The sequence below is a fragment of the Pseudomonas sp. Xaverov 83 genome, from assembly GCF_019352905.1.
In the GTDB taxonomy this organism is placed as follows: domain Bacteria; phylum Pseudomonadota; class Gammaproteobacteria; order Pseudomonadales; family Pseudomonadaceae; genus Aquipseudomonas; species Aquipseudomonas yamanorum.
In genome coordinates this window covers 26498-42001 of the sequence record NZ_JAAAFU010000001.1, presented here as the reverse complement: position 1 = coordinate 42001, position 15504 = coordinate 26498, and the positions used below count along the sequence as shown (strand labels likewise).

Annotated in this window: 12 protein-coding genes; 7 read left to right on the top strand and 5 right to left on the bottom strand. The window is 59.9% G+C overall.

Annotated elements, in window-relative coordinates; genetic code table 11:
• Nucleotides 1–516: 516 nt before the first annotated feature.
• The 4 genes from K0H47_RS00175 to K0H47_RS00160 all read left to right on the top strand — a co-directional run bounded on the left by K0H47_RS00175 (nucleotide 517) and on the right by K0H47_RS00160 (nucleotide 5822).
• Nucleotides 517–1407 carry a bestrophin family protein gene (locus tag K0H47_RS00175; protein ID WP_219271703.1) on the top strand — a complete coding sequence of 297 codons (891 nt, stop codon included), beginning with the start codon at nucleotides 517–519 and terminating at the stop codon, nucleotides 1405–1407.
• A 75-nt stretch (nucleotides 1408–1482) separates the two neighbouring features.
• Entirely contained in the window at nucleotides 1483–2541 is a 1059-nt protein-coding gene (locus K0H47_RS00170; protein ID WP_063030088.1) for a lipopolysaccharide assembly protein LapB, read from the top strand.
• A 111-nt stretch (nucleotides 2542–2652) separates the two neighbouring features.
• Nucleotides 2653–4155, top strand: coding sequence for an ATPase domain-containing protein (locus K0H47_RS00165; protein ID WP_063030086.1), 1503 nt, complete (start codon nucleotides 2653–2655; stop codon nucleotides 4153–4155).
• Nucleotides 4152–5822, top strand: a complete 1671-nt coding sequence (locus K0H47_RS00160) for a response regulator (protein WP_063030082.1) — start codon at nucleotides 4152–4154, stop codon at nucleotides 5820–5822. Before K0H47_RS00165 ends, K0H47_RS00160 begins: the two co-directional genes overlap by 4 nt.
• Nucleotides 5823–5852: 30 nt before the next feature.
• Here K0H47_RS00160 and K0H47_RS00155 read toward each other — a convergent pair whose 3' ends face one another.
• The 5 genes from K0H47_RS00155 to K0H47_RS00135 all read right to left on the bottom strand — a co-directional run bounded on the left by K0H47_RS00155 (nucleotide 5853) and on the right by K0H47_RS00135 (nucleotide 12405).
• Nucleotides 5853–6230: a response regulator gene (locus K0H47_RS00155; RefSeq protein WP_010171103.1), complete on the bottom strand. Its 378-nt coding sequence runs from the start codon at nucleotides 6228–6230 to the stop codon at nucleotides 5853–5855.
• A 66-nt stretch (nucleotides 6231–6296) separates the two neighbouring features.
• A complete protein-coding gene (locus K0H47_RS00150) occupies nucleotides 6297–7502 on the bottom strand; it encodes a hybrid sensor histidine kinase/response regulator (RefSeq protein WP_219271702.1) in 1206 nt (401 codons plus the stop codon).
• On the bottom strand, nucleotides 7496–8095 hold the full coding sequence (locus tag K0H47_RS00145; RefSeq protein ID WP_201142890.1) for a chemotaxis protein CheB: 600 nt from the start codon (nucleotides 8093–8095) through the stop codon (nucleotides 7496–7498). The genes K0H47_RS00150 and K0H47_RS00145 overlap by 7 nt, the downstream gene beginning before the upstream one ends.
• Nucleotides 8092–8907, bottom strand: coding sequence for a protein-glutamate O-methyltransferase CheR (locus K0H47_RS00140; protein ID WP_063030076.1), 816 nt, complete (start codon nucleotides 8905–8907; stop codon nucleotides 8092–8094). Before K0H47_RS00140 ends, K0H47_RS00145 begins: the two co-directional genes overlap by 4 nt.
• Nucleotides 8908–12405 (bottom strand): response regulator, encoded by a 3498-nt coding sequence (locus tag K0H47_RS00135; protein ID WP_177027602.1) that lies wholly within the window; start codon nucleotides 12403–12405, stop codon nucleotides 8908–8910.
• Between the two features lie 256 nt (nucleotides 12406–12661).
• Here K0H47_RS00135 and K0H47_RS00130 point away from each other — a divergent pair, with 256 nt between their 5' ends.
• The 3 genes from K0H47_RS00130 (at nucleotide 12662) to K0H47_RS00120 (ending at nucleotide 15501) form a co-directional block, all read left to right on the top strand.
• Nucleotides 12662–13021 carry a response regulator gene (locus tag K0H47_RS00130; RefSeq protein WP_219271700.1) on the top strand — a complete coding sequence of 120 codons (360 nt, stop codon included), beginning with the start codon at nucleotides 12662–12664 and terminating at the stop codon, nucleotides 13019–13021.
• A gap of 233 nt (nucleotides 13022–13254) precedes the next feature.
• Nucleotides 13255–14046: a hypothetical protein gene (locus K0H47_RS00125; protein ID WP_177027601.1), complete on the top strand. Its 792-nt coding sequence runs from the start codon at nucleotides 13255–13257 to the stop codon at nucleotides 14044–14046.
• Nucleotides 14047–14055: 9 nt separating this feature from the next.
• Entirely contained in the window at nucleotides 14056–15501 is a 1446-nt protein-coding gene (locus K0H47_RS00120) for a DUF1254 domain-containing protein (protein ID WP_219271698.1), read from the top strand.
• Nucleotides 15502–15504 lie beyond the last annotated feature (3 nt).

Here is a 15504-nt window from a genome sequence, read left to right as displayed (position 1 = left end):
GTCTGCATCGCAGGCAAGCCAGCTCCCACAGAAAAGCAGAGCTGCATCAGCTTCAGATTTGGCTTTCGCTTTGGTCTTTGCCTTTGCTTTTAACACTCAAGCCGGCCGGGAGGCCGCTGTGCTCTTGCTTTTGATCTTGATCTGCGGGCCCCGTCAACCACGATGGCCGCAAGTAGGCACGGTGGAGCGGGTAAACCGGCAGGACGCCGGTTTAGCCGCGCCGGGCCATGGATGGCCCGTCGCGGCGGCCCGCGGAATCGGGCCGGAGTGCGGGCATGCCGAGCCTAGGCGAGGCACCGAGTGGTGGGGCAAAGACCTTTTGGTTACTTTTGGGGCGTTTGCCAAAAGTGACCCGCTGTAAGAGCGGAACCATAGGCGGCCGTTACCTAAATAACGGATATGTACACCCAAAGCCCCGACGATAGACCCCACCAATCACCCAGTCAGCCCAAGCAATTGGACGCAACGCAAACATGCTTCTAACCTGACAGCCTGCGCCACCCAAGAAGCCCGCCCATGATCGTCCGCCCCAAACCCAACCTGCTCGGCATCCTGTTCTCCCTCAAGGGCTCAATCGCCAAGCGCATCGCCCTGCGCAGCCTGCTGGTCACCTTGCTGGCCTCAGTCATCGTGCTGGTAGAAACCCTGCACCCGGCCTACTTCTCCAAGGTCAACGCCACACCCTTCACCCTCCTCGGCCTGTCACTGTCGATCTTCATGAGTTTTCGCAACAACGCCTGCTACGACCGCTGGTGGGAAGGCCGCAAACAACTGGGCCAGATGATCATCGAAATACGCTCGCTGATCCGCGAAACCCAAATCCTCAGCCCCACCGACCGAGAAAGCGTACTACGTGGCCTGTGCGGTTTCGCCCACGGCCTGATCGCCCGCCTGCGCCTGGAAGATGAAACCCAAGCAATCAGACCGTGGGTCAACCCCAAGGCCAGCCACCCCAACCTCCCCGACAGCATCCTGCAAGACCTCGGCGCCCGCTGCTCGAACCTCGCCGAACAAGGCCACATCAGCGACTGGCGCTACACCCAACTGGAAACCCGGCTATACGGCCTGAGCCAGGTCCAGGCCTCGTGCGAGCGCATCAAGCACACGCCGCTGCCCTTCCCCTATACCCTGCTGCTGCACCGCACCATCTACCTGTTCTGCATTCTGCTGCCCTTCGCCATGGCCGAGCCGCTGGGCTGGCTGACGCCGGTGTTTACCGCGATCGTCAGCTACACCTTCTTCGGCCTGGATGAAATCGGCGACGACCTCGAAGACCCCTTCGGCTTTGACGAAAATGACCTGCCCTGCAACGCCATCCTCCGCACCCTGGAGCGCGAGATTCTCGCGGCCCTCGGCGAAACCGAGCTGCCGCCGGCCCTTGAGCCCATTGAATTCGTGCTGACGTGATGCGGGTTTGACACTCGCGGTGACCTGACCGAAGCTGGTGACTTTGCACTAGCTGCCAAGCTTTCGGACGCCTGCATGTCAAAGTCACGCCGTTACTCCATCATCGGCCTGTGCGCCCTGTTGTTTATTGTGCTGATCACCTGGTATTTCACCCGTACGCCCCCGGTGGTGGTGCCCCCGGCCATCGCCCACGGTTACGCCAAGGCCTTGAAACAGGCGCATAACGGCGAACCCGGCGCCGCCCGCGTGCTGTACCAACAGCTGGGCCGTCCGGACCTCTCCGATGTGCGCCGCGCCGCCCTGCATGCCGAACTGCCTAACTACCCCAGCCCCCAGGCCCTGAAGCTGGCGGACAAGGACCTTACCCATGACGCGCCCATGGTGCGTGAGGCGGCGATTCACAGCATTGTCGGCCTGGTGCCCAGCGGCCAGCGCACACTGTTGCTCGGGCCGTTGCTGGATGACCCGGAGCAAAGCGTCCGGTTTGCGGCGGCCAATGCCTTGCTGGGGCTGTCTCCCGACACCCTGGGCCTGTACTTCGGCCCGTTGCAGCAGGTACTCGACGAATACGTGAAGTTGCTCAAGGCCCAACCCGAAAGCCCCGAAGGCTGGATTCAGCTGGCCCGTCTGTACATTCACAGTGCGCTGCTGCCCGATGCCCAAAATGCCCTGGAACAGGCGATGCGTCTGCAACCGGACAACCTGCAAGCCGTCGTCGCGCAAATTGAACTGCTGGACAAGCAGGGCAAGGTCGACGAATCCCGCCAGCTCCTGGCCAAGCAGTTGCAGGCTCACCCCGATTCGGCCTACCTGCAACATGCCCTGGGCATGTGGCTGCTGCACCATGGCGAGCGCGCGTTTGCCCTGCTCAGCCTGTCCCGGGCAGTGGAGCTGGAGCCGAACAATCAGGATTACCGCTACGACCTGGCGACCACCCTCCACGCCCAGGAGGAACTGGAGGCCGCCCAGCGCCAGTTGGAAGAAATCGTCCAGCGCAACCCGGCCAATCGCAAGGCGCGGGTCTTGCTGGTCAATTACTGGAAGGAAACCGGCCAGTTGCAGAATGTGCAGGTGCTGCTGGCGCAGCTTGAACAGCAGAACCCGGACGACCCGGCGCTGCAACAAGGCCTGTAAACGCTGCAATTGATACAAAACGTTGAACCGCCACACACCGCTACGGTCAAGTAAATATGGCGCGCCCCAGACGGCGCTGCCGACTACTTATTTGTGACCCGAGGGCACTTCTTGTCTACATCCAAAGAGCTGTTCACAGCAAAGGCGGCCACCGGTATTGAAGGTCTGGACGACATTCTTGCCGGGGGGCTTTCCCGTAGCCACTTGTTCCTGCTGGAAGGTGAACCCGGCACCGGTAAAACCACCGTGGCCCTGCATTTCCTCCAGTCCGGGGCAAAAAACGGCGAACGATCGCTGTACATCACCCTGTCGGAAACCGAGCGCGAGTTGCGTCAGGGTGCCAAGTCCCATGGCTGGGACCTGGACGAACACATTCACATCTTTGAACTGACCCCGCCGGAAAGCCTGCTCAACGCCGAGCACCAGCAAAGCCTCCTGTATTCCTCGGACCTTGAGCTGGGCGAAGCCACTCGCCAGATCTTCGAAGTGGTGGAACGGGTCAAACCGACCCGCGTCGTCATCGATAGCCTTTCTGAGATCCGCCTGCTGGCGCAAAGCTCTCTGCGCTATCGCCGGCAGATCCTGGCCATCAAGCACTACTTCGTGCGCTACGACGCCACCGTATTGCTGCTGGATGACCTGACCACCGAGTCCCTCGACAAAACCGTACACAGCGTGGCCCACGGTGTGATTCGCCTGGAAGAACTGACCCCCAACTACGGCGCCGAGCGCCGTCGCGTGCGAATCGTGAAGTACCGTGGCCAGAAGTACCGTGGCGGTTTTCACGACTTCACCATCATGGAAGACGGCGTACATGTATTCCCACGTCTGGTGGCGGCCGAACACCGTGGCGGCTACAACCGCCAGACCCTCACCAGCGGCATCCGTGAAATGGATGCATTGCTCGGTGGCGGTATCGAAACCGGTTCCAGCACCTTGATCCTGGGCCCGGCCGGTACCGGCAAATCGCTGATCTCGATGATCTTCGCCGCAGCGGCCGTCGCCCGCGGCGAAAAAGCCGCGCTGTTCATTTTTGATGAAGAGCTGGGCCTGCTGTTCGAGCGCATGCGCAACATGGGCATCGACCTGGAAGCGCTGCAAGCCACCGGCAATCTGCTGATCGAACAAGTGGACGCCGCCGAGCTGTCTCCCGGCGAGTTCTCCCACCGGGTGCGGCGTTGCGTGGACGAGCGCGGGATCAAGACCGTGGTGATCGACAGCGTCAACGGCTACCAGGCCGCGATGCCGGAAGAGAACGCGCTGATCCTGCACATGCACGAGCTCCTGCTTTACCTCAACCGCCGTGGCGCCGCGACCTTCATGACCGTCGCCCAGCACGGCCTGGTGGGTGACATGCAGGCGCCGGTGGACATCACTTATCTGGCCGACACCGTAATCCTGCTGCGCTACTTCGAAGCCTTGGGCAAGGTGCGGCGCGCGATTTCGATCATCAAGAAACGCACCGGCAGCCATGAATCGACGATTCGCGAATACCGTATCGGCAGCAAGGGCATGACCATCGGTGAACCTCTGGATACGTTCCAGGGTGTATTGCGCGGCGTGCCGACCTATATGGGCACCGATAACCCGCTGCTCAAGGATGAAAGTTCATGAGTGGATCGTCGGCCATTTCCGAACGGGCGATCATTCTGGCGCCCCTGGGCCGCGACAGCTCCCTGGCATTGATGATGCTCAATGAGGCCGGATTCAACGGCATCATCGCCAGCCATTTGCAGATGCTGTGCGAGGAACTGGAACAGGGCGCCGGCTTGCTGATTGTGGCCGCCGAAGCCATGCACGGTGTCGATCTGGAACCGCTGCTGAGCTACCTGCACCAACAGCCGGCCTGGTCGGACCTGCCTATCGTGCTGATGACTCATCATGGCGGCAGCGAACAGAACGGCTCATCACGCTTGAGTACGCTGCTGGGCAATGTGACGTTCCTGGAGCGGCCGTTCCATCCGATCACCCTGATCAGCCTCGTGACCACGGCCCTGCGCGGACGCCGCCGACAATACGAGGCACGCGACCGGTTGATCGACCTGAGCCAGAGCGAACAGCGCCTGCAAAGCACCCTGGAAACCCTTGAGCAACAGGTGGAAGAACGCACGGCTCAACTGCGCAACAACGAAGAAGCGTTGCGCCAGTCACAAAAAATGGAAGCCGTCGGCCAATTGACCGGCGGTATCGCCCATGACTTCAACAATATGCTGACCGGGATTATCGGCAGCCTTGAGCTGCTGCGAAGGCGCGTAGCCCGGGGCCGCACTGAAGACCTTGACAGCCTGATCGACCTGGGTGTCACTTCAGCCAACCGCGCGGCCGCCCTGACCCACCGCTTGCTGGCGTTTTCCCGTCGCCAGTCGCTGGATTCAAAACCGGTACAGATCAATCAATTGGTAAGTTCGATGGGTGAGCTGCTGCAACGCAGCCTCAACGAAAGCATCACCCTGGACATCCGCCTGACCGAACAGTTATGGACCGCTGAAGTCGACCCCAATCAACTGGAAAGCGCCCTGCTCAACCTGGCCATCAATGCCCGGGATGCAATGCCCAACGGCGGCAAACTGGTGGTGGAAACCACCAACCGCCATCTGGACAGTGTGTTTACCGCAGCCTATGGCACCCTCACCCCTGGCGACTATGTGGAACTGAGCGTCAGCGACACCGGCTGCGGCATGCCCGAGAGCGTGATCAGCCGCGCCTTTGACCCGTTCTTTACCACCAAACCCATCGGCCAGGGCACCGGGCTGGGGCTGTCGATGATCTATGGGTTTGCGCGCCAGTCCCACGGGCATGTGTCGATCCACAGCGTGGTGGGCCAAGGCACCACCGTCAGCCTGTTCCTGCCGAGGTATGTCGGCGAGGTCATTGCAGATGAACCTCTCAACCCGGCATTGCTGCCGTTCGCCAACGCTGGCGAGACGGTGCTGATCGTCGAAGACGACCCGGCCGTGCGGGTGCTGGTCAGCGCCGTGTTGAGTGAACTGGGTTATGCCTTCGTCGAAGCCGGTGATGCCGACAGTGCCATGCCGATCATCGAGTCCAGCCAGCGGATTGACCTGCTGATCAGCGACGTTGGCCTGCCCGGTATGAACGGCCGGCAACTGGCGGAAATCGGGCGGCAGGTGCGACCGGACTTAAAGGTGTTGTTTATCACGGGCTATGCAGAGCATGCAGCGGTGCGGGGCGGCTTTCTGGACCCGGGCATGCAGATGATCACCAAGCCCTTCACCTTTGATTTGTTGACGGCAACGGTGAGGGAGATGATCAAGGCTTGAAGAGGGAGTGCGCTCCCTCTTCGCAAGGCGTTAAGCCAGCAAGCGCTGGATATGTTCCTGCAACGTATCCAGGTCAAACGGCTTGGCCAGGATCGGCGCATTGCGCGTGATCGGGCTGTTGCAGTCGAGGATCTCCTGCGGGTAACCGCTGATAAAGATCACCTTCAATTCCGGTCGCAGCTTGATCGCAGGCTCGGCGATCTGCACGCCGGAAATACCGCCTGGTAGACGATAGTCGGTGACCATCAGGTCCAGGTGCGGCTTGGTGGCGAGGATTTCGAACGCCTGCTCACCGTCAATCGCCTTCAACACCCGGTACCCAAGCCCCGACAGGTACTCGCCCAACACAAACATAATCGATTCGTCATCTTCGACGATCAGTACAACATCTTGTGCATCTTCACTCATGGGAAGCCTTTGTCCGGTCAATTGCTGCTGATACGACCATAGGGTCACGCAGAGGTTGCGTCGGATTCACGATTGATTTCCAGCCGCGGGCGCCAACGGCAGGCAAACGCGAAACAAGGCGCCCTCGCCTATCCGGCTTTCGACTTCGATAGTACCGCCATGGGCCGCGATAATCTGCTCGGAGATAAACAGCCCCAGGCCGAGGCCCGCGACAGCGTGGTTGGCCGACACCCGTTCAAACTGCTGGAAAATCCGCTTCTGGTTGTCTTCGCTGATGCCGATACCGTGGTCACGCACTTCCACTCGTGCTTCGCCATGCTCGGCATAAACCCGCACCTCCACCGGGCTCTTGGCCCCGTATCGCAAGGCGTTGGTCAGCAGGTTGGACACCACCTGTTCGATACGGAACTCGTCCCAGTTGCCCTCCACCGGCCCTTCCTGCACCCACTTCACCGAGGACTCGGCCGCCGCCACTTGCGGGGCGAAATTCTCCAGCAGGTTGTGCACCAGTTGCGTCAGGTCAAAGCGCCCGGGGCGAATCGACAGCTTGCCGGTGCGAATACGCGATACATCAAGCATGTCTTCGATCAAGCGGATCAGGCTCTGGATCTGCCGCTCGTCGCGGTCGACCATGGCGTGCATCTTGTCCATGGTAAAGGCGGCGGCGTTATCCCGGGCCAGGTGCATCTTGCGCAACTGGGTTTCCAGGATCAGCCCGTTGAGGGGCGTACGCACCTCATGAGCAACGATCGACATGAAGTCATCACGCATGCGCACGGCTTGCTCCAGTTCCGCCTGGGTGGCCTGCAAGCGCGTGAGCAAGGCTTCCTGCTCGCGGCGGCTTTGCTCCAGGGCTTCAACCTGTTGTTTCATCGCCTTGCTCTGGCGATACAGGTCGACGAACACGTTGACCTTGCTCTTGACCGCATGGATATCCAGCGGCTTGTGCAGGAAGTCCACGGCGCCGCTTTCGTAGCCCTTGAACGCGTAGTTGAGCTCACGACCGGCGGCGCTGACAAACACGATCGGGATGTTCTTGGTCTTTTCGGTGCCGCGCATCAGCTCGGCCAGCTCAAAGCCGTTCATGCCGGGCATCTGCACGTCGAGAATGGCCATCGCGAACTCGTGCTCCAACAGCAGCGACAAGGCCTCGTCGGCGCTCAATGCCTTGTAGACCTGGCGGTCCTCGCGCTTGATCAGCGCTTCAAGGGCCAGCAGGTTTTCCGGCAGATCGTCGACGATCAGCAGTTTGGCCTGGACAGTACTTAACATGGGGAGGATTCCAGGGAAGCCAGCAAGGTGCCGATGCGGCTCAAGGGAAGAATATGGTCAGGTGTATGCAGCGCCAGGGCGGCGCGGGGCATGATGGCTACCCGCGCCTCGTCGGGATCCTGGACCACCGTCATACCACCGCACTGTTTGACATGGGCCAGGCCACGGGCGCCGTCCTGGTTGGCGCCCGTCAGCAGGATCGCCATCAGGCCGGCGCCGTAAGCATCGGCCGCCGACTCGAACAGGTAGTCAATAGCTGGCCTGGAATGGTGCACGCGGTCCTCCTGGCTCAGTGACAGGCTACGGTCGTGCTCTACCGACAGGTGATAACCGGGGCCGGCAAAATACAGGGTACCGGGCTGGATCACTTCCTTGTCCCGCGCTTCCACCACCTTCATCGATACGCGACGGTCAAACACTTCCGCCAACTGGCTGCGGCGCTCGTCGGGCAGGTGCAGCACCGTGATGATCGGCAGGCCGAAGCTCGCCGGCAATTCACCAAAAATGCCCAGCAACGCCTCGACGCCGCCTGCGGAAGCGCCGATCACAATAGCTTCGATCCCGGATACCGGGCTGGCAGCAGCTTCATTCATAATTTTCGGTAGATCCGTTCTTGCTTGACCAAGGGTTCGAACTGTTTGCTGTAGCCGGAAAAATCCAGGGTTTCCTTGCTGCCCAGCACCAGGAAGCCGCGATGACACAGCGACTCATGAAACAATCCAAACGCCCTATCCTGCAACTTTTTATTGAAGTAAATCAGTACATTACGACACGAAATTAATTGAGTTTCTGAGAATACGCTATCCGTCGCCAGGCTGTGATCGGCAAACGTCACGTTCTCTCGCAGGGTCTTGTCGAAGATCGCATGATCGTAAGCCGCGGTGTAGTAATCGGCAAACGAACGCTGGCCACCGGCCTGCTGGTAGTTGTGGGTATAAGCGCGGATGTTCTCAAGGGAAAAAATCCCCTGCTTGGCTTTTTCCAGGGACCGGGGATTGATGTCGGTGGCGTAGATGATGGTGCGCTCCAGCAAGCCTTCCTCACGCAACAGGATGGCCATGGAATACACCTCTTCCCCGGTGCTGCAGCCGGCGATCCAGATTTTGATCGACGGGTAGGTCTTGAGCAGCGGCACGACTTCCTGGCGAATCGCCAGGAAGTGCGAGGGGTCGCGAAACATCTCACTGACGGGAATCGTCAGGAACTGCAGCAACTGCATGAACGCCGTCGGGTCATGCAGCACCCGCTCCTGCAAGGCCGAGATGGTGGCGCAGTCGAACTGCCGCAGCGCATGGGCCACGCGGCGCTTGACCGAGGCCCCGGAGTAATCACGAAAGTCATAGCTGTACTTGAGGTAAATCGCCTCAATCAACAAGCGCAGTTCGATGTCAGTGCTTCTTTCCAATTAAATCCGTTCCATCTTGGGTAGCCACACGCGAATCAATGAAAACAACCGGTCCAGGTCGATAGGCTTGGCCAGGTAATCGTTGGAGCCTGCCGCCAGGCAACGCTCCTGATCGTCCTTCATGGCCTTGGCCGTCACCGCGATGATCGGCAGCTTGCGCCAGCGCGGGTCCTGGCGGATCAAGGCCGTGGCCTCGTATCCGTCCATCTCCGGCATCATCACGTCCATCAGCACCAGGTCGATGTCATCGACTTCATTGAGTTTCTCGATCGCCTCGCGGCCATTACGGCCGATCACGACAATCGCGCCCTTGTGCTCCAGGGCACTGGTCAGGGCGAAGATATTGCGCACATCGTCATCCACCAGCAGGATCTTGCGCCCTTCGAAGACCTTGTCGCGGCTGCGAGCGGTCCTGAGCATTGTCTGGCGTTCATGGGACAGCTGGGATTCGACTTTGTGCAGAAAGAGTGTGACTTCGTCCAGCAGGCGCTCGGGGGAACGCGCACCCTTGATGATGATCGAGCGCGAATACTTGCGCAGTTCGGCCTCTTCGTCCCGGGTCAGGTTGCGCCCGGTATAGACGATCACCGGCGGGAACGAGCAGATATCCTCGGTGGACATGCGCTTGAGCAACTCATTACCGAGCATGTCCGGCAGCTTGAGGTCGATGATCATGCAGTCATAGATGTGGGTGCGCAGCAGGTCCAATGCCTCTTGGGCGAAGCCTACGGCGGTGATCTCGATGTCATCGTCGCCGATCAGGCGGGCAATGCTGTCTCGCTGAAGGTCATCGTCTTCCACCAGCAGCACACGCTTGACCTTCTGCGTCAGCTTGGCTTCCAGGCGGGCGAACACATCCTTGAGCTCTTCACGGGTGGTCGGCTTGACCGCATAGCCCACGGCGCCCATGTGCATGGCGGCTTCGACGCGGTCTTCCACGGAAATCACGTGCACCGGGATATGGCGGGTCCCGGCATGTTCCTTGAGGCGTTGCAGCACGGTCAGGCCGGAATGGTCCGGCAGGCGCATGTCCAGCAGGATCGCATCGGGAATGTACTGCTCAGCCAGGGCGTAGCCTTCGTCTGCGCCATGGGCCACCAGGCAGTGGTAACCCAGTTCATGGGCGAGATCGAAGAGGATGCGGGCGAAGTTAGGCTCATCTTCCACCACCAGGATGCAACGCGTGGCGAACGGAGCCTTGTCGCGGTCATCGATAAAGCGCGGGATCTGCGCTTCGTGGGCGATCGGCATCGGCGACACCTTGATCGGCGCCGGTGCAGGCACAGGGACTACCGCGCGCGGCTGTTCCAGCGCCGGGGTGTCTTCGTCACGCTCTACATAGTGCTCGGGCACCACCAGGGTAAAGATACTGCCCTGGCCAGGTTCGCTGGTGACGCTGATATAGCCGCCCAGCAGGTTCGCCAGGTCCCGGGAAATCGACAGGCCCAGGCCGGTGCCGCCGTAACGACGGTTGGTGGTGCCATCGGCCTGGCGGAAGGCCTCGAAGATGCTTTCCTGCTGGTCCGGGGCGATGCCAATCCCCGAGTCGCGCACGGTAAAGGCGATGCCCTCCCCCGGCGCTCGGGATACCGACAGGCTGACCTCACCTTTCTCGGTGAACTTGATGGCGTTGGACAGCAGGTTCTTCAGAATCTGCTCCAGGCGCTGGCGGTCGGTGAACAGCATGTGTGGCGAGCCTTCCTGCACCTCCACCTGGAACCCGAGCTTGCGGTCGGCTGCCAGCGGCTCGAACATGCCGCGCAGCCCATCCACCAGGCGCGCAACGCTGGTGTTCTCCGGGCGCATTTCCAGCTTACCGGCTTCGACCTTGGAGATATCGAGGATGTCATTGATCAGGTTGAGCAAGTCGTTGCCGGCCGAGTAGATCGACTCGGCGAACTTGACCTGTTCGGCGCTGAGGTTTTCCTGAGGGTTCTCTGCCAGCAACTTGGCAAGGATCAACGAGCTGTTCAGCGGTGTGCGCAGCTCGTGGGACATGTTGGCAAGGAACTCGGACTTGTACTTGCTGGAGCGCTGCAACTCATCAGCGCGCTCTTCCAGCTCGATCTGTACGCGATTGAGTTCAACGTTTTTCTGATCCATGGCATCGCGCTGCTCGGCCAGGGTCTGGGTCTGTTCGGCCAACTGTTCGTTGGTCTGTTCCAGCTCCGCCTGTTGGGTTTCCAGGTGGGCCTGGGACTCCTTGAGGATGCGCGACTGTTCTTCCAGCTCTTCGTTGGCGGTCTTGAGCTCTTCCTGCTGCACTTGCAGTTCTTCATTAAGCTGTTGGGTTTCGGCCAGCACTTCCTGCAGGCGCTGACGATAACGGGCAGCTTCGATGGAGGTGCCGATATTGCCGGCAATCAACTCCAGCAGTTCGACATCACGGTCTTCCAGTACACGCAGGAACCCCAGCTCGATCACCCCGTTGACCCGGCCATCGTCGCTGGTCGGTACCACCATCACACTGCGGGTCGAGCCTTCGCCGAGGCCGGAACTGACCTTGAAGTAGTCCACCGGCACATCGTCCAGGCGAATCAGGCGATCCTGACGGGCAGACTGGCCGACGATGCCTTCATCGTTATAGATCGACTGTTCCTGCTGCTCTTGCTCGCGGGAGAAGCCATAAGTGGCCACGCGTGTAAGGCCGCCGTGCTCTTCACGCACGTACAGCGCCGCCACCGCCGAGCCCATGTACTGGGCGAAGAACTGCAAAATGTTACGACCCAGCAGGCTCAACGTCAGTTGGCCAAGGACCTGCTCGGCCAGTTCGGTCTGGCCGTTGCGCAGCCAGGCTTGCTGCTCCAGGCGCTTGGCAATCCTCTGCTGCGACATGAGGTTTTCGCTGTAACTATTTGAAAGCTCGAGCAAATTCTTTCGGCCGACATACGCGAGAAAGCCGCTCAGGCCGAGTACAAACACCAGGTACAGGGTGACGCTGATGATCGTGGTGCGGGTAACGTCTTCATTCCGGGTGATGCGGAATTGTTGCTCCATCGCCACCGCCCGGTCGTACTCCTTGCGAATTTCGTCCGTCAGGCTTTTGCCACGCCCGGCTTTCACGGCGGTGCGAAAATCACCGCTTTGGCGCTGCATATCAATCATCGACTGGGCATAAGTGTTCCATGCCTGTTGCAACGACTCCAGACGCTTGAGCCGGTCCACCTGCTCTGGATTGTCCGCCACCAGTGCCTGCAAATTGCGCAAGTCCGAAATGATCCGCGGCTTGGCCACTTCATACGGGTCGAGGAAATGCTCGTCCCCCGTGATCAGGAAGCCGCGCATGCCGGTTTCCAGGTCCACCGTCAGTTTCGAGGTTTCGTTGAGATTGTTGATCACCCGGTCGGTGTGCTCGACCCACTGAATCACCGACAACAGGTAAGTGATCAGAACGACGAAAAACACCGCGCTGAGCACGCCAACGCCCAACGGCAGCGCCACGTTGCGGCCCAGCAATTTACGGAAGCTTTTCTCATCGACAGACGACGCGGGAGTCATGGATATGCCTTGGCCAAATACGGAAAAACGGGGAGTTTGCCCCAAAGTTGCACCTGAGCGCTATTTTTCTGCTGGCCATGGTGGCATTGATTACATAACGCGCCTGCTCATCGATTCCTTGAACGGGACATTTCCACTCAATCCCGGCACAATGCCGACCCTGTTTCGGGAACTTGCCGAGATTGACGCGACTCATTAGAGGATGGTCTTTCGACTGCTCAAGACCTGCCCCCTCAACTTCTCGGGAACCCTCACTATGTCCGCCTCAGCCTCCACCATCCTAGTAGTCGAAGACGATGCCATCGTTCGCATGTTGATCGTCGATGTCCTCGAAGAGCTGGAGTTCCAGGTGCTTGAAGCGGCAGACGCTGAAATCGCCCTGGATATCATCAAAGATACCGCCCACACCATCGACCTGATGATGACCGATCACGGCCTGCCGGGAATGAGTGGCGTTGACCTGGCCGCCAAGGCCCGTGAACTGAGACCCGCCCTGCCGATTCTGTTCGCCAGTGGTTATGCCGAGAACATCGGTGTACCGGCTGGCACCCAGGTGATTGGCAAACCGTTCTCGATTGATCAGTTGCGTGACAAAGTCAAATCCATGCTCCTCTGATCCCTTCCCCTCGATGCCGTTGCACAGCAGCGGCATTTGAGGCAATTCGCCATTATTCATGGCGTTCGTGATGCCCCCCTCAACAAACAACTAATTCTTTCGATTGACTAGCGAGTCTTTAATTTACTGCTAGCTTCAAACGACATGTCCTACACGTAATAGTGAATAAGGACAGCCCCCTAGCCTTCACAAACGCGCTATCGGGAACATCACCAGGGAATTGGGGAGTGGTCATGCTTAAGTCATCGTATATTCCGGCCGTTGTGCTGGTGGCTTCAGTGTTGCCTGCAATTTCGGCCCAGGCCGACAACGCCGATACCGCCAACAAGAGTAACAACCCGTTGAACCTCGCACCGGGTGCAAACCTGCAGGACTATTACACCCCGAAGTTATTCGACACTAACGCCCATACCAACGACATGCTCTTGCGCGGCACGCTGCCCGTTGCGCCCTCGGACTTCATTGGGGTGCCACAGCTGTTGCGCGCGACGTTGCCCATCAGCACACGTCCCGACCCCCACAGTGGCTACACCACCGGGATCGGCGACTTGAACCTGTTCGATATTTTCCTGCTCAAGACCGAAGGCGTGCAGTTGGGCATCGGCCCGCAGATCACCGCGCCTACCGCCGAGCACGATGAACTGGGCACCGGCAAGTGGCAGGCCGGCCTGGCGGCGGTGGCCATCGATGCCTCGCCCCGTGGCCTGCTCGGTGCTTTGGTGCAATACCAAAGCTCGTTCGCCGGCGACAGCGACCGCGCCCATGTGGAAAGTGCCACTTTCCAACCGTTCATCATTCATAACCTGCCCAAGGGCTGGTACTTGCGCTCCACCGGCACCTGGACGTTTGACCTGAAAAACGACACCCATTACATCCCTATCGGTTTCGGTGCCGGCAAGGCCTGGAAATCCGGCAGCAATATCCTCAACGCCTATATCGAACCGCAGTGGACGGTCGCCCGCAAAGGCGATGGCCTGCCGCAGTTCACTTTGTTTGCCGGGATCAACGTCACGTTCGGGAAATAAGGATATTTTATGCAGGCACTGCTTCGTAGCGCCGGTTTCAGCCTGCTGGCCCTCGCCGCCAGCGCACAGGCGCAAACCCTGGATACGCGCATCGGTCCGATCACCATGGAAGGCGAGCTGCCGGCCCACAGCGAAATCGCCAAGCTGTATGGCGAGCTGGATTTCCAGCAGGCCACCCAGAGTTTACTGTGGGCCTTGCCACTGGTGTCCTATGCACAATGGCAGGACGAATTCAGCACCAAGCTCGGCGCCCGCAGTGGCGACCTGATGGTGCTGACCACCTACGAAGACAAGCTCGGCGTGATCACCGCCAACGCCACCACGCCGTACCTTCTCGGTTTCGTCGACCTCAACGAAACCGGGCCGCTGGTGATCGAACTGCCGCCCGGCCCCACCGCAGGCGGGATTGGTGACTTCTGGCAACGGGCAATCATCGACATGGGCCAGACCGGCCCTGATCAGGGCAAGGGCGGCAAGTACCTGGTGCTGCCACCCGGCCAGGAGCCACCCGCCGATGCGGGCCAGTACTACGTGGCCAAGTCGGAAACCATGAACGTGCTGGTGGGTTTTCGCGTACTCGACCCCGACCCCGCCAAGGGCAAGGCGCTGGTCGAGCAATTCAAGATGTACCCCTACGCCCAACGTGCCAACCCCACGAAAACCCGCTTGCTGTCACCCGGCGGCAAGCCCTGGTCCGGCACCCAGCCACGGGGCATGGCTTACTGGCAGCGCCTCCACGGGATTATCCAGAAAGAACCGGTTAACGAACGTGACCGGTTCTACATGGCCATGCTGTCCAGCCTGGGCATCGAAAAGGACAAACCGTTCAACCCCAACGAACGTCAGCGCCAGGCCCTTGAACAAGGCGCGCAAATGGGTGAATTGATCGCCAAGGCCAATGCCTTCGCCAAACGCTTCCCCCAGGCCCAGTACTGGAAAGACCGGCAGTGGGACACCGTGCTCAACATCGCCGAGCCGTCCCAGCGCGTTACCTACTATGACCAGCTCTGGGAACGCAGCGCCTGGTTCTATGAAGCGGTCACCAACACCAAAGGCATGGTTTCCAAGACCCCCGGCCTGGGCCAGACCTACCTCGGTGCCTACACCGACAACAAGGGCCAATGGCTCGACGGCAGCAAGTCCTACACCTTGCACGTCGGCGCCAACCCGCCGGCCAAACAGTTCTGGTCGATGACCGTGTATGACATCGACAGCCGCTGCCTGATCGACAACCCACAGCGCAAGGCCGACCTGTCGTCACGCCAGGATTTGAAGAAAAATGCCGACGGTTCGATAGATCTTTACTTCGGACCGCACGCGCCAAAAGACTTCGAGAGCAACTGGGTGCAAACTCTGCCCGGCAAACACTGGTTCAGCTATTTCCGACTGTATGCGCCCACCGAGGCCTACTTCGATAAAAGCTGGAAACTCGACGACATCCGACTGATTCAGTAAGGA